Source organism: Candidatus Merdisoma sp. JLR.KK006 (assembly GCF_036941035.1).
Lineage (GTDB): Bacteria > Bacillota > Clostridia > Lachnospirales > Lachnospiraceae > Laedolimicola.
Genome location: NZ_JAYMNS010000005.1, coordinates 141,063 through 157,359 on the forward strand (window position 1 = coordinate 141,063; position 16,297 = coordinate 157,359).

Genomic DNA, 16,297 nt, shown 5'->3' on the forward strand with positions numbered 1-16,297 from the left:
CTTTACAAAATGCTTCCCATTACTGCTCTAATCTGCCATGTACTCACTTTAAAATCTCTTCCCGCATTTCGGGCAGAATTCAAAGTCCTCCTGTGTCTCAAATCCGCAGTTATCACAGCTCTTAATCCTGCTTTTGTATCCCGCCTGTACCTGTGTGAGATTCTGCGGCAGTATCTCTACAGCTTCTCCCCTTGCAATCCGTCTTCCAAGCTCCGGATCAAGAGAATAAATGGTATTACAGCATGTCGTCTTCACATAATACTGCCTGTTCCATTTCAAGCATGGAATAAAGAACAGGGACAGGCACATATAAGTCATGAACATCTGATATCTGCCATAAGAGCCGCAATGGTCACAGATAACCAGCTGATCATGCTCAAACGCTTTTCTTCCCTGGGTAATTCCTATCATAAAAAACATCTTTGCTATTCTCCAAACTCATTTTCAATTCCAGCAGCACATTTCATTACTTCAACAAATTCCACCACCATAACAAGATTATTTTACCACAATCTCACCCACAATTTTATTAAATTTCATTAAAATTTTTCTCCCTTTTCGGATTTGATTTGTGTCGTTTATGCAAAATCTGTGTCGTTTATACGTTGAGTATTTTATTGTCTTTCTCACTGTGATATAAATAAGGTGTCAAGAATGTTTTGAAAGGGTAATCTTATAATGAAAAATAAATCTTTATTATTTTGTATGACTTTGAGCTTATTTCTTGCTCTTAGCGGATGCAGGAAAAATGAAATTCCACAAGAAGACGTCACATATGATCAGAGCTTACCTAATGATGATCCCGTAGATGAATCTTTTGATAACAGTAACAGCAAGTATGAAACCAGCAATAAAATACCGGATAATTCATCGCAATCAATCGACAATCATAATCCGGACAGCTCGGATGAACCATCCAATATTCCGGATCATTCCAGCGAGAGTGCATACTTCCTTTCCACGAATCATGATTTTTATGAAAAAGCTGCATTTAATCCAGTTGACCGGAACTATGTAATGGATTATGAAGCTGCTCCTCCGGAATTTTGGAAATCCGCTTTAGCGAAATGTGAAGCATGGAACCAACAGATTGACTTCACCGGTTCTGAACTTAAGGCATTGCTAAGTAAAACCGACTATGATCAATTACAGAATGCAATCAGTCTTTGGCAGGAGTATTATCAGGAAGAAGTTTATCAAAGCCGTGAATTATATGGACCTAATGCAATGATTGGGGGCAGCATGTATACAGCCATATCCGGAGATCTTCTGATAGAAAAATGCAAGCTGACATCCTTTATATTATTGTCTCAAGAATATGAATTATCAGGCAATGTATCCTTTGCGGAAGATACTGCGGCAGCAAGCAATGGCAATGACAATAACTATTCTTTTTCGCCCCAATCCTTTTGCATTGAATACAGCTCCGACTTTGAAGAAACGTTAATTCCTTATTCTATAAACGAAAAGAACAGCGATGAATTAGAAGCACTTATTCATGAAACAGCCACTACCATTGAAGAAACATTTGGGCATGACTATGCGGAACATGCAAACAAATACGTTTCTTTCATCCATGCATTCTATACAATCGAGAACCATATATCCGAAGACAGTAATCAATGTCTTCTGTTAAAAGAAAACAGACTTAGACTGTATGCCATAGAACTTTTGAATATTGTATATATGATGGATGTGATGGATAGTCAATAGGTGCATAAGGAACCCATAATCCATTGAAAATCTGTGTATTATGGGTTACACATCTCTTTGATCCGCCCTATTATATGGGATATGAGATACCATATGGTTTCATAATGCATATATTGCAGCGTATTCTTATCACACAAAAATTGGATCTGTGCCGGGAAGTCCTCGTCCGAGTTCCAAAAGGAAAAAATCACGTCCAGAGACTGAAACACCGGAATCCGAAAGCTCACGTCACCTTTTACGTATGGCTTCCCGTTCAGCCTCTCCAACGCCTGTACAAGCAGCTCCGCTTTCCCGTCAAAGAAAGCTTCATCCTTTTTAAAAGAACCCTCTCCGGCATAGGATGCGGCATTCTGCACACTGGAAAGCCGCTGTATTAATGCAAACTCATTTGAGGGAGCCGCACCCTTTTTTGAATAGCAGAGAATATCATAAATGGTCATAACCTCATTAAAATCGGCTTCCTTTACATCAGCAAAATCATTTTCTGACCATTCCACGCAGCCGGTCTGACAATGGACCCGATAGCTCCTGTTTAAAAATTTCAAATATAAATAGCCGTTTTCCAAAGGAATCCGAAGCTTCCCGGCAATTTCCTCATGATTATATTGGTAAAACTGCTTTTGGGTTTTTCGTTTGGCAATTTCATAATTTGACAGCTTCTTACACACGCAGAAATGGCAGCTTGTGTCTCTTTTGGAAGATTTATTCGGACATTCATAAATCCTGCCCTCTTTATCCTCCGTCACCTTGATCTCCAGCTTTTCCATGGGATGCATGGGGCGTTCGGCAATGTAAGTAAGATAAATGCTGCTGATTATAATATATTTCCATGCCAAAGGTTTATCCGGCAGATGCCGGGAAAGGTAGTCCTTTAGAACTTGGGAAAGCTCTTTGGCAAGCTGTTCATCAACAAAGCTCTCATCCCCGTCCGTACTTTCCTGTTTCATTTCCTTAAGCGTACTGTTATTAAAATCACTGATGGGCAGCTCTCCCCTTTGAAGCCGCTCCCATTCCTCCTGAGATATTGCAAGATTCAGCTTGTGTCGTAATTCTTTCTTTGTCATAACGCACCCTCTCCATTTTATATAAAAAGCTCCCTTTTCCCATAGAGGAAAGCAAAATGCTTCTTTCAAAAAAGCGCCCCTCTATCCTCTTCTCCCCATTCCAGAACCGTATCATCAATATGCACATGCCATTGGGCGCCGGGAAGCATGTCAGTGATTTCACTCAGGCATTCCAGCCACCAATTTATAATATCAAAAAACAACTCCTGATCAACATCCGGCGGTAACTTTGTAGCACCGCTGAAAATAACGTCCTTTTCACTTTCATGTCTGTCTTTTTCCAAATCATAAATGCAGAATCCCTCATACATTTCTCCATAGGGATATTGTGCATCATAACGCCTGGCGATTTCATCGCAGGCTTTCTGTTCCTGTAAGGTAATCGGCTGCGTCCGGCTTGCCGTATAATAAAGTGACACTGACATGGCTTAACCTCCTGTCTCCTGATTCTACCACATAATCGTAAAATACATGTAGTTAAAAAATACGGCCCACACCATGCAAATGATGCTTATGATCAGACATTTCTTACTCTTGGCTCCCTTTGACTTTCCTACAATCGACAAAATCAGTCCAATCAGACACAGAACCGCACCAAATGGAGGAAATACCATTGCACCAACTGCGCCTGCAATAGAAAGACCTGCTCCTATCACTCCATAGCCCTCATTGACCTCGGCCGCTATCACCGCATCAATACCGGGATTCTCACTGGCAACCTGCTGCGCCAGAGCTGTGATAAACCGGGAAAACGCTTCACACTCCTGCGGCTGCAGAATATTAACCGGGAACCAGCGGCTTTTCCTTAGATTCTCCGCATCCACATATAGCTGGGCAATGGCATGTCCCTGTTTGTCGCCCAGCCATGCCTCCACCCGGCTGATGACGCCGTTTTTCTCCTTCGTTTTAACAGTCACCTTGCCCAGATTCCGGGATGTAAGCGTGATGGGATTGCCGGCCTGAACCTGGCGGCTTCTCTTATCAATATGCAGAGGAAAGATCCACAATGTTTCCCCTTGAAACGCCGCCCCATAGCGGAAATAGGTAGTCTTAACCGTGCGGCCATAGGATTCATGCTCTTCCCAGTGGGCATAGGCCAGCTGATAATCGTTCACTCCCACCAGCATCTGCTCTGCCGCCTGTCTCACACGCTCTTTGTCCTCTCCCGTTTCTGCGGCTTTCCGGTTCCTGCTCTTTTTCACAAAGACAAAATAAATGATTATTCCCAAAACTACGATACTCCAAAGGATGGAATATAGATAGCTCATAATAGCTGCCATGATAATCTCTCTCCTTTTTGCTGCCTGCTTTCTGCTCTATGAAAGGGGCTTCTTTTTTCCGAAAATATTATAGCATAATTTTATGAAAAATGGGAGGGGATTTCCACAAGCAATCCGGTTAAAGGCGCAGGCAAAAAGAAGCCGGATTCCGCTCATAGTTTTCATTTGGTTATAAAAATGATAAAATTTTTTGAGAATTTGAAAACTTTATTCCTGTGTCGTGACAATATATCTATACAAGGGCAAATCTTTATAAGTCGACTTAAAAGAAGAAGGAGGATAGCTGCTATGAATAATGATGAATTCGAGCAGTTTGTCCTGAGGTTTGGAAAGGATATTCTGCGATTTTGCCGAATGACTGCCAAAGACGCAGAAAGCGGAGACGATCTGTATCAGGACACTATGCTCAAACTGCTGGAGAAAAAGAAAAGACTGGACTCCGGGCAGAATGCAAAGAGTTATGCTTTATCCACTTCAATTTATCTTTGGAAAAATAAGAAGAAAAAATACGCAAACAGGATGAGACTGGTTCCAATTGACAGTATGGATGAGATGTCCGATGAGGGATATGAGGTTTCCAATCATGACAATGAAGCTTCACCGGAACATATTATATTGCAGCAAAATGAGATAGAAATGATTCAGGGATTAGTTGCATCTCTGCCTGAAAAATACAGGCTGCCAATCTATTTGTATTATTCAGCGGATATGCAGATAAATGAGATTTCTGAGATTCTCGGACTGCCGGAAGGAACCGTCAAGAGCCGGATGCGGACAGCAAAGAAGCAGTTAAAGGAAAAATTGGAGGCAATAGGATATGACAGATAAAAAGTTAGATCAAATCTTAAAGCAGGCCCTTGCTCCTGAAATTGATGAAAGAGAAATACGGGTACTTAAAAGGAGGCAAGGCAAAATGAAAAAATTTAGTAAAATAGGAAGACCAGCGGCAGCAGCTATTGCAGCAGCCGTTATTGGAATTGGCGGATTGGGTTATGTTAATCCGGTGCTTGCAGCAAAGATTCCATTGATTGGAAAAATATTTGAGAAAGTTGAGGATAATGTCACATATTCCGGTGATTATGCGGATAAGGGAACTGTCTTAACAAATGAGGATCAGGCAGGGAATTTGGATACATCGGACTATTCCGTATCTGATAAAGGAATCACACTGACTGCATCGGAGATCTACTGTGATGGATATTCCATATTCCTTACGGTTAACATTGAAGCGGAAGGCGCAGATTTTACTCATATTCCTGAGCATTATACAGGTGTGAATGTTGCAGATAACCGAACAGCCGCAGGATTTTATATAGACGGAACATGGAGTGTTGCTGGAAATTCATCTGAACAGCTCCAAAACACCTTTGAGGGAGAGGTAATCGACAGCCATACATTTGCCGGTATGCTGAAAGTGAATCTCGGAGAGAAAGCTTCGGGCAGCGGTGAGCTGAGTTTAAATATAAACGGCCTTGGTTATGATGATGACAGGATGCTTGACAGTGAAGAAATATCCGCATCTCATTGGACGGACGGCAATTGGCATATAGTTCTTCCCTTTGAAGTAAATGAAACGGATGTAAAGACGATTGAAGTGGGCGAGAAAAACGGCAGCATTGAGCTTAACAACGTCGTGATATCTCCCTATCAGGTAATTGTCCACACCACAACGCCGGGTAAACAGAGAGAACTGACAGATGACAGAAGAGAAAAATTACTTTCCAAAGATCCTGATATGACAGATGCAGAAATGCTTGAGATCCTTGGATGGTCCTACGAACCCTGCCAGACTATCATATTTAATCAAGATGGGGAGATGCTTTACTCTGATTCGGAAATGGCAGGCAGGGCCGGATTTGCCGTTCAGAGAAAAGAAATAGAGACTCTGCATATCTTCATCTTTGACAATCTTGATGACTGGCAGCAAATGGAGAGCGAGGGAATGAACAGCAGTGCTGCAGACAGGGCTGTCATTGCCAAGGAAATTCTTGTGGATTAAGGGGAGAATAGTTAGAAATTATAAGTGCATTATATGATACTTACATGCATTAGGATTAAAGCGGGAAAGCGTCTGTTGGGATAAAGCCGATAGACGCTTACACTTTCATGTACTTATTGCATTTTAAAGCAAATGGTTTTCATTTCCAAATTTACTGGCGCCATTCCAATTTTCCGGATTGGCTCCTGCCAAATACAGATCCGCCCCCAACGTCTGCTCACTTTATGCACTAAAAAAAATTACAAATTCCCTGTCACTTTCTCCCATTCCATAATCAGATAAATCACATACAAGTGGCAGGTCATTACGCTGCCCACATCAGGATTGCACCGTCATTATATGACTGAATTTCAACCAAAATTCAGAAGCATTATTATCACGGATATGCTTCATCGCCCCGCACAACTGCTGTGCATTTTGTCAGGTTTTTATCGCTCAATGCCTTCGCTTCAATGGATTGTTCTCCATTTCCTCACGTCCTGTATGTATTTGCAGTATTCAATTTTTCATTCAGCTACAGTTCCAGCTTATATGCACCGTATTTCCCCAGGACACGTTCGAGAATTTTTTTATCTTCCCCCACTGCCGCATCATACATTTTTTTGAGCCTTTCCTGCTCTAAAGAAGTGAGTGTGTTATTGTATGGCTTGTAGCTGTCCATGATAAAAATTCCCCCTAACCCCCTCATTGAATAAAAAATCCACGTTCCGGTTTATCATCTATCCATACCAAACTGCGAATTTCTATAATGAAAAAGACGCACTATAATAAAAAGTTCCTCCTTCATTGCAGCACATCTTTTTGTCTGCAATACAATATCATTTTTACTTTCTGCTATAATATAGTTAGAATCGTTTTTCTCAAGCCATTCTTTCATTACTACAGAAGATAAAGAACAGCGGCCTTGATTCCTCAAGAGCCGCTGCATAAGGATAAGTGCATTTAATTAGTTTCCCTATATTTATCTGCAATTTCCTCTGTCAAGGGAATAAGCCTGCACTCTTCGATTGTATAAACCGCATCACAGATTTATCCTGTGTGTAAACAGTTGCTGTCTGCTCTCCGGCATTGTAATTTACCACAGTTTCCATTTCATACTTTGCAAAAAAACTTAATAAGAGTTACTGTTCAGTCCCGGTCAATCCCTTTGCTGATTGTCCGGGACCGAACAGTAACTGTAAATTTTTTACAGAACAAACTTTCAAAACATTTGTTTGCATTTCTTTCGAACATATGTTATACTTAAAACAACCTTGTACAAAAGATTTTACTGACCTGCAGTCATACAAGGCAGGCTGATAATACTTTGTTGTACATAAAATCTGAGAACATCGGTAAAGTTGCAAAAGCATACGAGAGGAACTTTCTGAGTGCCCTTTCGAATGAAAGTTTCTTTCATTAAGTGTGTACCGAAGTGACTTTACCCTTTAGTACCGCCCGGTGGCAACTTAAAAAGGAGGAAGCGATATATGCCCTATGGTAAGATTTCCAAGAAGCAGTCAGAAATTTTAGAATACATTAAGTCACAAATTTTAAATAAAGGTTATCCGCCGTCAGTCCGTGATATCTGTGAAGCTGTGGATTTGAAGTCAACTTCATCTGTTCATTCCCATCTGGAGACATTGGAGAAGAATGGTTATATCCGCCGGGATCCCACTAAGCCTCGTGCAATTGAGATCATAGACGACAATTTCAATCTGGCACGCCGGGAAGTGGTGAATGTTCCCATAGTAGGCAAAGTGGCAGCAGGACAGCCCATACTGGCTGTTGAGAATGTAGAATCCTACTTCCCCATTCCCATGGAGTTTATGCCCAATGAACAATGCTTTATGCTGAAGGTGCAGGGGGATTCTATGATCAATGCCGGAATTTTTGATGGAGATACAATTCTGGTAGAACAGCGTCAGACTGCCCATAATGGAGATATGGTAGTGGCTCTGGTGGATGATTCCGCTACTGTGAAGACCTTTTACCAGGAAGCCGATCACATTCGCCTTCAGCCAGAGAATGATTCCATGGATCCCATTATTGTTCCGGACTGCCAGATCCTTGGAAAGGTATTTGGCGTAATCCGTTTTTTTCAATAAAGTGCACTGCAAAAGAGTAGAATATCCTAAATCAGAACCAGAAAGTTTGTATTTTGACACATTTATACCTTAATACTTCACTGTGTGGGAACCGGGGGTATCAGAAGGATTTGAAGCAGCGGCGATTGGAAAAACGCCAGAATCGGGTCTGCAAGGTCTGCGGAAAGACCTTCACACCCAAGCGGTCGGTCGGATGCGGTCTACTGCTCCAATGCCTGCCGCCAGCGGGCGTATCGCCAGAGCGTTACGGATAAGCTAAGTGGTCAAATTGAACACTTACCTCAATCGTAACGCAATGCGGTAAAACCGTTACAGGTAAATCAAGTGTCCAAATTGAACACTTGCTCTAACCGTAACAAAAAGCTGAAAAGTGTTACGACTGTTGGTGGTGGTCAAATATACCATCACAACTAACCGTAACAGGAACATGGAATATGCGCCGGACATGGGAATTGTCCAGACAGTCCCTCGCCAGTCTTGCCGCTATCCGATGATGGTGACAAGGAGCAGGACTGCCGCTTTTCCGGTTTGCAGGGAGCGCAAGCCCCACTTGTTCCTGTGCGGAGCAGGAAACAACAGCGTTCGTTTCACGAACGCACAGCCAGCCCCGTTCACGGGGCTGAAAAAGGGGTTTGGGGTGCTACCCTAACAAGCAGAAACTGCGGTTTCCGGCAACGCCGGGAACCGCAGTTTCGAGTCTTTGTGGGAACAAAGACACTGCTTGCCAAGTAGTTATTATACTCCGTTGTCGCACATTGAAAAGGTTTATACTTGAGTTATAAGATATAATTTCCCATGACCCTTTCTATTAGTTTGGCAACACACTCCTTTTTAAGCTGGTGTAAGCCAGCAAAATATAGATTGCGTAAATCAGAAAGAAAATCCCCAGCGAAATGAGCACGATGACCCTGGGACTGCTCATTCCCACCATCACCCCCGGCTCCGGGGCGTGGGCCAGGTGGAGGATGAACGGCACCCCAATCAGCACCGGCGGCACGGCGGGCATGGCGTAGTAGATGGCGAACTGCCGCCCAAGGGCCCGCCCCATCTCCTGCCGGGCCATGCCCAGTTTTTGCAACAGGGCAAACTGCCGTCTGTACCGCTCCGTCTCACTGAGCTGTTGGATGGTAAGGATGGTCGCCGCAGTTATGGTGAGGGCCAGTGCCAGGTAAAACAAAGGGAACGCAGAGAGGGCTGTCCACGATGCCGCGTCTGCCTCCTCCATTGCTTTGGCACGGATGGTGTCATAGCTCCGGGTCAGGTCCTGTTCCTCCAGTCTATGATGAATCCAATACAGGCCGTAGAACTGATCTTCGGTCACCGGTTGGACCGTCTTCGCCGCATAGGCATAGTGATGCACCGGAAGTCCCTCTGCCGCATTGTCCGGTACCACAAGGGTGAATTGTGTCCCGTTGCTTGCGTTGTAGTCCTGCATCAAGTGTTCTGTATGCACCCCGCCAAGGGTCAGCTGGGCGCCCCCCACAGAAATGGGCTGGGGGAAGCCCGCAAGATATTCTCCCAGATAAGACCAGCAGTGAATCAGATATTCTCCAGGCTTCAGTTCCACCGGCGGATAGCCCGCGATGGCCCGCAGCGCCGCATAGTCGCTGTACCGCAGTACCGGGTCCTGTTCATAGTAGCGGAAGTAATCCTCCCCGCTTTCTTCCACATAATCCAGAACCTGGCTGTCTCCAGTATGATAAACATTGTAGCGCAGGGACTGTTCCATGGGGATACTCGCCCGGATGTAGTCAAAATAGTCCTCGCTGAGCGGCGTGTCATCTTCACTGCCGAGATACAGGTCAAAGCAGCCGCTCTCCGCCGCCCGGCTCTCGAAAAGCCCACGGAACACCAGTCCGGCTCCTTCAGAGATGATCGTAGCCGTGAAAATCACGGAAATCACTGCCATGACGATTCCTATAGTGGCCAGCTTTGCAGTGAGGGTACGGAAAATCAGCAGGTTCTGTCCCTGATATTTCCGGGCAGGGCGTTTGTCGAAAAAGTCCGGTACACCAGAGGCGAAGCTGAGGAAGAAGCCGAAGAGGGCGAAAATCACGCACCCTCCCCCGATGACTGCCAATGCCAGTACAGGCGTTATCATCAACGCAGTTCCGATGATGCCCAGCACGATGGACAGGACGAACATCATCCGCTGCTTCCTGCCTGTCTGGATAACGGCCCCCTGATTCACCCTGTCGGTATAAATCAAATCGTGGATGTTGGCTTTACGGATGCGTTTCCGGCCCCGGTCTAGGGCGAAAAGGTAAATCAGCGCAAAATAAAGGACCGTCAGTCCCGCCGCCGGGAGGGACAGGGTCAGGACGAAGTGATACGGCATGCCGAACAGTGCGAACAGAACAGCCCGCAGCATCTGATAGAAAAGGCTGCCCAGGACAGTCCCCAGCACCAGGGCACAACCGCCAATGGCTAAGTTTTCCAGGAAGAACAGTCGGGCCACCTGCTTGTTTGTCAATCCGATAAGCAGATAGGTTCCCAATTCCCGTCCCCGGCGGGAGAGCATAAATCCTGTGGCGTAGCTCACCAGCCAGCCGAAGACGCACACTACCACAATGCTGGCCAGGACAAGCATAAGTCGGAAGTTGGAGAGGCTTCTGGAAAGAGTATGGATCTCCTGAGAGAATATCAGCCCATTGAAAGCATACAACAGCGCCGCCGCCATAACGACTGTGACGAAGTAGACCATATAGTCCTGCGCCTGCCGCCTGGCGTTGCGCAGGGAGAGCTTAGAGTACGTCACTGACATCACCCCCCAGCGCAGCCAGCACGTCCAGAATTTCGTGATAGAACACCGGCCTGCCCCGGTCCCCCCGGAGCAGTTCGTTGAACACCCGGCCATCCTTGAGGAACAACACCCGTTTGGCATAGCTGGCACTGTAAGCATCGTGAGTGACCATGAGAATGGTAGCGCCCATGTCCTGGTTCATGGTGGTCATGATCTCCAACAGATTCTTGGATGCCTTGGAGTCCAGCGCCCCGGTGGGTTCGTCAGCCAGGAGCAGGGATTGTCCCGCAACCATTGCTCGGGCGCAGGCGGTCCGCTGCTTCTGTCCGCCGGAAACCTGATAGGGAAACTTGGGCAGGATGTCAGTGATCCCCAGCTTTTGGGCAACATCCCGCACCCGCTCTTGTACCGTTTTGGGGTCAGTATGGTTCAGCGAGAGGGCCAGTCCGATGTTTTCCTCAACCGTTAAAGTATCCAGCAGATTGAAGTCTTGGAACACAAAGCCCAACTGTTCCCTACGGAATTTTGCCAATTCTTCCTCGGACAGATCGGCAATACTCACACCGTCCAGCAGGATACTCCCGGCGCTGATGGTGTCGATGGTGGAGATGCAGTTGAGCAGGGTGGTCTTGCCCGAACCGGACGCCCCCATGATTGCCAGAAACTCCCCGGCCTCCACGTTGAAGCTCACCCGGTCCAGGGCCTTGGTGACATTGTTTTTGCTCCCATAATATTTTTCGATATTTTGTACTTGTAACATGGCGGTTTGCCTCCTTTGCTTGTGGCTCTATGGTACACCAAAAGCGAAGGCCGTTGTATCGAAGTCATATTGATTTTCCTTACAATTTTGTAAGGTTCTCCTTCGCCGGGAAGGTCAGGGTCACGGTGGTCCCTTTTCCCTCCACGGAGGCGGCCGCCAGTCCCAGATTCAGGAACCCCGCCAGTTTTTTGCAGAGATACAGTCCCATGCCGGTAGAATTACCCCGGCTTCGTCCGTTTGTGCCAGTGAAGCCCCTGTCAAATATCCGGGGCAGTTCATGGACGGGAATTCCAATGCCATTATCGTGAACAATGAGCTGAGTCTGTTTCCCCAGCGGCTTTGCGGAAAGTGTGATGACCGGTGCTGTCCCCCGGTAACGGGCGGCATTTTGGAGCAGTTGGCCCAGGATGAACACTGCCCACTTTTCATCGGTATAGACGGTACAATCCAATTCCTCCGTTACCACCTGAACACCGCTTTGAATCAACAGAGAACGATGATTTTCAATCGCCTGCGTAGCGATTTTTCCCAAGTCTATCTGTCTAAGCAGGCAATCTTGTTCCGGGTTCTCCGCGCGAGCGTAAAACAAGGCCCGCTCTACATGGGCCTCGATTTGCGCCAGCTCCGCAGTCAGCTTCCGGCGGGTATCCCCATCCAGTTCCCGGCAAATGAGCCGGGCAGCGGTGATAGGAGCCTTGATTTCATGCACCCATTGTTCCACATACTCCCGATACTCCCGCTGCTGAGCCTGCGCGTCGGATACCGCCCCCATCATAGCCCGGCCTGCCCGCCGGGTCAGGTCAAAGAGATGGCGCTCATAGAGATTTTTGGGAAGTGGAACACACTCCATAAATAAATACTTCCGATCCAAGCCCTCCAAAATGTTTTCTAATTCCAGCAAGCGGGCACGTTGTTGAAAGAAATCGAACGCATTCACACTCACGAAAACCATCAGAAGCGTGAGCAGCAAAACTAAAAGGATTCCTGATTGCGTTCCTGTGGCAAGAAGGAACAGTGCCGCCAATCCGGTGCAAATCAGTTGGAGGGCAATCCGGCCCAGCCGGTCAGATAAAAATTCCCGCAAGGTCATAGCTGATACCCCATTCCACGCCGGGTCTTGATGGCATCAGGCAGGCCAATTTCCGCCAGTTTACCCCGCAGCCGGGTCATATTAACACTGAGGGTGTTGTCATCAATGTAAATTTGATTATCCCATAACGCATCAATCAGATCAGCTCTGGAAACAATTTGCCCCGTATGTGCCATCAGACAAGCCAGTATTTGTAGTTCGTTTCGGGTCAACTCCGCAGTTTTTCTGTTGGCCGACACAACTCCTTTTGTCAGGCTCAAACGCAGTTCTCCGGCCTCCAGAACATCAGCCGGTTCCGGCTCATCAAGGCTCCGGCGCAGAACCGCCTTGATGCGGGCCAGCAGAACAGGGACGCTGTAAGGCTTGGTGATGTAGTCGTCCCCACCCAGGCTCAGTGCCCGCACCTCGTCCACACCAGCATCTCGGCTGGTGACAAAAATAATCGGCGCAGAAACAGCTTTCCGCAGAGCGGCGCATAAGGAAAAACCATCCCGCCCTGGCAGTCCAATATCCAAGAGAATCAAATCCGGGCGCTCCAAGACCACCTGCCCCAGTATATCTGTAAAATTTGTAACCACCAGAGGCGTATATCCTTCGTTTTCCAGAAGCAGAGCCAATTCCTCCTGGATAGCGGTATCGTCCTCTATAACCATTATTTTTTGCATATTACCACTACCGCCCTGTCGTTTCCCCTATACTAACACGAACAGAGCGCACTTGTCCAGACGCAGTTGTCCTCATGAAAATCAAAAAATCTCACATTCTCCCCTTGACAACAGCTTTAGAGTGCTATGCGGATGCGTATTAAAATTTTTTTCGGAGAAATTATCCTTGACAAATCTCTTCTTGGTTGCTGATGGAATTACTATCACCTTGGAGTTCATCACGGGAGAGCCTCTCGTACAGCGGGGTGATCTTGGTTTTCGTCATAGCGTCTGCCTCCTTACATGAAATATGCTCTAAATGAGTTCTTCACTAACCATGAGAAAATCTTGTGATTAAGAAGTCATTTAGAGCATATTTCACCTATAACGGCCAAAGTCTTCCTGCCCTTAAGGAGTATTTATCAGGGATGTCATGGCTTATATTTTCGTATACGGACTGCCAGTATCTTTAAGTTCTCAAACAGACCGATATCCCTCTAAAAATCCAAAGGGATCTTTCGGATCTTCATGTAGAAAGTGCATCATCATATAAGCACACATAAGAGATACATGCTCTTCTCTGAGAATCCGCAGAACTTCCTTTCGATCTGCCAAAACTACTTCTATCTCTTCTGTCTCCTCCTGCTCTTTTTTCGAGATCTCTCCCTCCGCTGTGCCATATACTGCGGCACAGGACTCATCGGTCATTCCAATGGTAGTAAAATAAGGCTTGGAATAGATCGGATCCACTTCAACAGGGTGGAAGGTAAGGCCCGTCTCCTCTCTTAACTCTCTGACACCTGCCTTATGAAAATCCTCCCCCTCATCAATCAGGCCAGCCGGAAATTCATAGATATAGTTTCCGATGCTGTAACGATATTGCCGGATCAGCACTACATGATCCTTCTGTTCCCCATAAAGGGCATAGATAATCACCCCGTCCGGCTTGTTTTTCCCTGTGGCAAGCTTCATATCCTCTTTGTGCCGGGCTCTGGAAGCTACCTGATAGGGATGCTGATTTCCAAACTTATCCTCCACCTCTAAATCATACATATTTAAAAATCGATTGTCTGTAACCTGTGTAACTTTTAAAATCTTTCCCATCCGTCTCTCCCCTTTCTATCACATAAATCTGCACAGCAGAATCGGCATAAATACAGCCGGAATGGAATTCATCACGCAGATTTTATTTTTAAAAAGCATATTGATGGCTACTCCCATAATAAGGAGAGACCCCACACAGGTCATCTCATTGATCACTGCGGCAGTCAGGAAAGGCTCAATAAACTGAGCGCACAAAGCCAATCCTCCCTCATAAACCAGACACAGAACACCTGCAAAGAAAACGCCAAAGCCCAGACTGGAAGCAAGTACTACGGCTGCAATCCCGTCAATAAGAGATTTGGCAATAAGAGTACTGTGATCTAAGGATAAACCGCTCTGCAGAGAACCCACAATCGTCATGGCTCCAGTACAGAATAAAAGACTGCTGGTGACAAAGGCCTCCGCAACAGAAGTCTGGCTATTTTTAGATTGAAACTTATTTTGGATCCACTCTCCCAGCCGTTCCATCCGGACATTCAAGTTCAAAAGCTCTCCGATCACCGTTCCAACAGCCATAGATACAATGGCAATTAACACATTTTCCCCCTCAAAGGCCCCACTGATGCCAATATAAATCACACAAAGGGAGAGGCCTTTCATAATGGATTCTCCCATACGTTTCGGAAGGCCTTTTTTCAGCAAAAGACCTACAGCGCTTCCGATAAATACGGCAAGTGCATTAACTACTGCTCCTGTCAAAATCATTGGTATATCCTCCTGTCAAATGCTGTAGTAATGCTAAATCAATATACTTTATGGACAGGCAGACTTTGTCCGGCAAGGTATCTGCAGGCTACACCTCCAGTTCTTCCGCCTGTATCAGCGAACCATCACGCCAAATTCGCTCCAAATCGTAAAATAGTCGATTTTCTTCATCAAACACATGGATGATAATGTCGCCGTAATCCAGCAAGACCCAATTAGCCGTATTATATCCCTCCACCTGCTTTGGGGAAAAGCCTGCTTCACGAAGCTTCTCCTCCACATTATCCACCATGGCCTGCACCTGATTCCGATTGGAACCACTTGCAATGAGAAAATAATCTGCCAGTACGCTGACCTCGGATATGTCCAGAATACGCACATCCTTTGCTTTCTTATCCTCCAATGCCTGGCAAGCCTTCTTTGCCATTTCCTTTGATTGTTTCAGAGTCATATGCTTCCCTCCTTTTTTAAATTGCTGCGCAATGGTACTAAGCTGGACTTTTTATTCCAGTTGCGCATTTTCTGCCAGGCCTTCCTGTTTTTCTCTGTAATACTCGTACGCCTTTACAGTCATTTCATCAATCTCACTGGATCCCTTGTCCAGATATTTCAATGTATCTGAAAGAATCCGGTACAAAGCCTGATTGATATCTATAAAAGCCAGCTTTCGAACCTCCGGCAGATTTTCTGCTTTGTTGCGTTTCGGCTCAATATAATCAGCAACATAGACAATCTTGTCCAGCAGGGACATATTCGGCTTTCCTGTGGTGTGATTCAAAATCGCACTGATAATCTCCTTGTCCGTTATCCCATACTGGTCCATGGCCAAAAACGCCCCCAGCTTGGCATGAAGCAGGAAAGGATTTCTGCGCTCTGTCTCTGTCATCTGAATATTGTGCTTTTCACAGAGCTTCAGCTTCTTTCCATTTGGAATGCATTTGGCACAATCGTGAAGGAGACCGGCCATCTGGGCTTTTTGAATGTCATATTCGTAACGCATAGCAAGAGCCGCACAGGTATACATAACTCCCAAGGTGTGCTGATAGCGTCCGTCGTCCATCTCATGCTTCAATTTCTTCTGATAAGCTTTCATATCATAGTTTTTCAT

At 45.9% G+C, this 16,297-nt stretch carries 19 protein-coding genes and 2 pseudogenes; 6 read left to right on the forward strand and 15 right to left on the reverse strand.

Features of this window, described 5'->3' with window-relative positions; genetic code table 11:
* Positions 1-48 precede the first annotated feature (48 nt).
* The gene (locus tag VSQ61_RS06225; RefSeq protein WP_334343584.1) at positions 49-420 is read right to left on the reverse strand and encodes a zinc ribbon domain-containing protein; all 372 of its coding nucleotides are present in this window, start codon (positions 418-420) and stop codon (positions 49-51) included.
* Positions 421-678: 258 nt separating this feature from the next.
* Between VSQ61_RS06225 and VSQ61_RS06230 the strand changes: the two genes are divergently transcribed.
* Complete coding sequence (locus VSQ61_RS06230) at positions 679-1,713, forward strand: hypothetical protein (RefSeq protein ID WP_334343585.1); 1,035 nt, start codon at positions 679-681, stop codon at positions 1,711-1,713.
* 38 nt (positions 1,714-1,751) lie between these two features.
* Here VSQ61_RS06230 and VSQ61_RS06235 read toward each other — a convergent pair whose 3' ends face one another.
* The 3 genes from VSQ61_RS06235 to VSQ61_RS06245 form a co-directional block, all read right to left on the reverse strand.
* On the reverse strand, positions 1,752-2,777 hold the full coding sequence (locus tag VSQ61_RS06235; protein ID WP_334343586.1) for a DUF3786 domain-containing protein: 1,026 nt from the start codon (positions 2,775-2,777) through the stop codon (positions 1,752-1,754).
* 65 nt (positions 2,778-2,842) lie between these two features.
* On the reverse strand, positions 2,843-3,202 hold the full coding sequence (locus VSQ61_RS06240) for a hypothetical protein (protein ID WP_334343587.1): 360 nt from the start codon (positions 3,200-3,202) through the stop codon (positions 2,843-2,845).
* Between the two features lie 24 nt (positions 3,203-3,226).
* Positions 3,227-4,057: a hypothetical protein gene (locus VSQ61_RS06245; RefSeq protein ID WP_334343588.1), complete on the reverse strand. Its 831-nt coding sequence runs from the start codon at positions 4,055-4,057 to the stop codon at positions 3,227-3,229.
* Between the two features lie 288 nt (positions 4,058-4,345).
* Here VSQ61_RS06245 and VSQ61_RS06250 point away from each other — a divergent pair, with 288 nt between their 5' ends.
* Together VSQ61_RS06250 and VSQ61_RS06255 are read left to right on the forward strand one after the other, a co-directional pair.
* Positions 4,346-4,885: an RNA polymerase sigma factor gene (locus tag VSQ61_RS06250; RefSeq protein ID WP_334343589.1), complete on the forward strand. Its 540-nt coding sequence runs from the start codon at positions 4,346-4,348 to the stop codon at positions 4,883-4,885.
* Between the two features lie 85 nt (positions 4,886-4,970).
* Entirely contained in the window at positions 4,971-6,056 is a 1,086-nt protein-coding gene (locus tag VSQ61_RS06255; RefSeq protein WP_334343590.1) for a DUF4179 domain-containing protein, read from the forward strand.
* A gap of 514 nt (positions 6,057-6,570) precedes the next feature.
* Here VSQ61_RS06255 and VSQ61_RS06260 read toward each other — a convergent pair.
* Positions 6,571-6,717, reverse strand: a complete 147-nt coding sequence (locus VSQ61_RS06260) for a hypothetical protein (protein WP_334343591.1) — start codon at positions 6,715-6,717, stop codon at positions 6,571-6,573.
* Positions 6,718-7,525: 808 nt separating this feature from the next.
* On the opposite strand from VSQ61_RS06260, the gene lexA reads away from it, so the two are divergent.
* The gene (gene lexA / locus VSQ61_RS06265) at positions 7,526-8,143 is read left to right on the forward strand and encodes a transcriptional repressor LexA (RefSeq protein WP_334343592.1); all 618 of its coding nucleotides are present in this window, start codon (positions 7,526-7,528) and stop codon (positions 8,141-8,143) included.
* Positions 8,144-8,196: 53 nt separating this feature from the next.
* The gene (locus VSQ61_RS06270; RefSeq protein ID WP_334343593.1) at positions 8,197-8,397 is read left to right on the forward strand and encodes a hypothetical protein; all 201 of its coding nucleotides are present in this window, start codon (positions 8,197-8,199) and stop codon (positions 8,395-8,397) included.
* A gap of 554 nt (positions 8,398-8,951) precedes the next feature.
* Here VSQ61_RS06270 and VSQ61_RS06275 read toward each other — a convergent pair.
* Together VSQ61_RS06275 and VSQ61_RS06280 are read right to left on the reverse strand one after the other, a co-directional pair.
* Positions 8,952-10,244, reverse strand: a complete 1,293-nt coding sequence (locus VSQ61_RS06275) for a hypothetical protein (protein ID WP_334343667.1) — start codon at positions 10,242-10,244, stop codon at positions 8,952-8,954.
* Positions 10,245-10,406: 162 nt separating this feature from the next.
* Positions 10,407-10,823, reverse strand: a pseudogene (locus tag VSQ61_RS06280) (FtsX-like permease family protein); the annotation flags it as partial.
* On the opposite strand from VSQ61_RS06280, the gene VSQ61_RS06285 reads away from it, so the two are divergent.
* A complete protein-coding gene (locus VSQ61_RS06285; RefSeq protein ID WP_334343668.1) occupies positions 10,767-10,904 on the forward strand; it encodes a hypothetical protein in 138 nt (45 codons plus the stop codon). The pseudogene VSQ61_RS06280 and the gene VSQ61_RS06285 sit on opposite strands and share 57 nt — an antisense overlap.
* Here the strand turns inward: VSQ61_RS06285 and VSQ61_RS06290 are convergent.
* The 8 genes and pseudogenes from VSQ61_RS06290 to yqeK all read right to left on the reverse strand — a co-directional run bounded on the left by VSQ61_RS06290 (position 10,888) and on the right by yqeK (position 16,297).
* Complete coding sequence (locus tag VSQ61_RS06290) at positions 10,888-11,646, reverse strand: ABC transporter ATP-binding protein (protein WP_334343594.1); 759 nt, start codon at positions 11,644-11,646, stop codon at positions 10,888-10,890. The two genes, VSQ61_RS06285 and VSQ61_RS06290, sit on opposite strands and share 17 nt — an antisense overlap.
* A gap of 79 nt (positions 11,647-11,725) precedes the next feature.
* Positions 11,726-12,736, reverse strand: a complete 1,011-nt coding sequence (locus tag VSQ61_RS06295; protein WP_334343595.1) for a sensor histidine kinase — start codon at positions 12,734-12,736, stop codon at positions 11,726-11,728.
* The gene (locus tag VSQ61_RS06300) at positions 12,733-13,401 is read right to left on the reverse strand and encodes a response regulator transcription factor (RefSeq protein WP_334343596.1); all 669 of its coding nucleotides are present in this window, start codon (positions 13,399-13,401) and stop codon (positions 12,733-12,735) included. Before VSQ61_RS06300 ends, VSQ61_RS06295 begins: the two co-directional genes overlap by 4 nt.
* A gap of 166 nt (positions 13,402-13,567) precedes the next feature.
* A pseudogene (locus VSQ61_RS22915) lies at positions 13,568-13,666 on the reverse strand (recombinase family protein); the annotation flags it as partial.
* Positions 13,667-13,857: 191 nt separating this feature from the next.
* On the reverse strand, positions 13,858-14,484 hold the full coding sequence (locus VSQ61_RS06305; RefSeq protein WP_334343597.1) for an NUDIX hydrolase: 627 nt from the start codon (positions 14,482-14,484) through the stop codon (positions 13,858-13,860).
* An 18-nt stretch (positions 14,485-14,502) separates the two neighbouring features.
* Positions 14,503-15,189: a DUF554 domain-containing protein gene (locus tag VSQ61_RS06310; protein WP_334343598.1), complete on the reverse strand. Its 687-nt coding sequence runs from the start codon at positions 15,187-15,189 to the stop codon at positions 14,503-14,505.
* A gap of 88 nt (positions 15,190-15,277) precedes the next feature.
* Complete coding sequence (gene rsfS, locus VSQ61_RS06315; RefSeq protein WP_334343599.1) at positions 15,278-15,640, reverse strand: ribosome silencing factor; 363 nt, start codon at positions 15,638-15,640, stop codon at positions 15,278-15,280.
* A gap of 51 nt (positions 15,641-15,691) precedes the next feature.
* Entirely contained in the window at positions 15,692-16,297 is a 606-nt protein-coding gene (gene yqeK / locus VSQ61_RS06320) for a bis(5'-nucleosyl)-tetraphosphatase (symmetrical) YqeK (RefSeq protein WP_334343600.1), read from the reverse strand.

Excerpts from the sequence above, each read along its gene's own strand:
- VSQ61_RS06260 (WP_334343591.1), bottom strand. The coding sequence starts at position 6,717 with ATGGACAGCTACAAGCCATACAATAACACACTCACTTCTTTAGAGCAG.
- VSQ61_RS06295 (WP_334343595.1), bottom strand. The coding sequence starts at position 12,736 with ATGACCTTGCGGGAATTTTTATCTGACCGGCTGGGCCGGATTGCCCTC.
- VSQ61_RS06275 (WP_334343667.1), bottom strand. The coding sequence starts at position 10,244 with ATGATAACGCCTGTACTGGCATTGGCAGTCATCGGGGGAGGGTGCGTG.
- VSQ61_RS06290 (WP_334343594.1), bottom strand. The coding sequence starts at position 11,646 with ATGTTACAAGTACAAAATATCGAAAAATATTATGGGAGCAAAAACAAT.
- VSQ61_RS06255 (WP_334343590.1), top strand. The coding sequence starts at position 4,971 with ATGAAAAAATTTAGTAAAATAGGAAGACCAGCGGCAGCAGCTATTGCA.
- VSQ61_RS06225 (WP_334343584.1), bottom strand. The coding sequence starts at position 420 with ATGTTTTTTATGATAGGAATTACCCAGGGAAGAAAAGCGTTTGAGCAT.
- VSQ61_RS06305 (WP_334343597.1), bottom strand. The coding sequence starts at position 14,484 with ATGGGAAAGATTTTAAAAGTTACACAGGTTACAGACAATCGATTTTTA.
- VSQ61_RS06250 (WP_334343589.1), top strand. The coding sequence starts at position 4,346 with ATGAATAATGATGAATTCGAGCAGTTTGTCCTGAGGTTTGGAAAGGAT.
- VSQ61_RS06285 (WP_334343668.1), top strand. The coding sequence starts at position 10,767 with ATGGATCTCCTGAGAGAATATCAGCCCATTGAAAGCATACAACAGCGC.
- VSQ61_RS06300 (WP_334343596.1), bottom strand. The coding sequence starts at position 13,401 with ATGCAAAAAATAATGGTTATAGAGGACGATACCGCTATCCAGGAGGAA.
- VSQ61_RS06230 (WP_334343585.1), top strand. The coding sequence starts at position 679 with ATGAAAAATAAATCTTTATTATTTTGTATGACTTTGAGCTTATTTCTT.
- lexA (WP_334343592.1), top strand. The coding sequence starts at position 7,526 with ATGCCCTATGGTAAGATTTCCAAGAAGCAGTCAGAAATTTTAGAATAC.
- VSQ61_RS06235 (WP_334343586.1), bottom strand. The coding sequence starts at position 2,777 with ATGACAAAGAAAGAATTACGACACAAGCTGAATCTTGCAATATCTCAG.
- VSQ61_RS06245 (WP_334343588.1), bottom strand. The coding sequence starts at position 4,057 with ATGGCAGCTATTATGAGCTATCTATATTCCATCCTTTGGAGTATCGTA.
- yqeK (WP_334343600.1), bottom strand. The coding sequence starts at position 16,297 with ATGAAAAACTATGATATGAAAGCTTATCAGAAGAAATTGAAGCATGAG.
- VSQ61_RS06310 (WP_334343598.1), bottom strand. The coding sequence starts at position 15,189 with ATGATTTTGACAGGAGCAGTAGTTAATGCACTTGCCGTATTTATCGGA.
- VSQ61_RS06240 (WP_334343587.1), bottom strand. The coding sequence starts at position 3,202 with ATGTCAGTGTCACTTTATTATACGGCAAGCCGGACGCAGCCGATTACC.
- rsfS (WP_334343599.1), bottom strand. The coding sequence starts at position 15,640 with ATGACTCTGAAACAATCAAAGGAAATGGCAAAGAAGGCTTGCCAGGCA.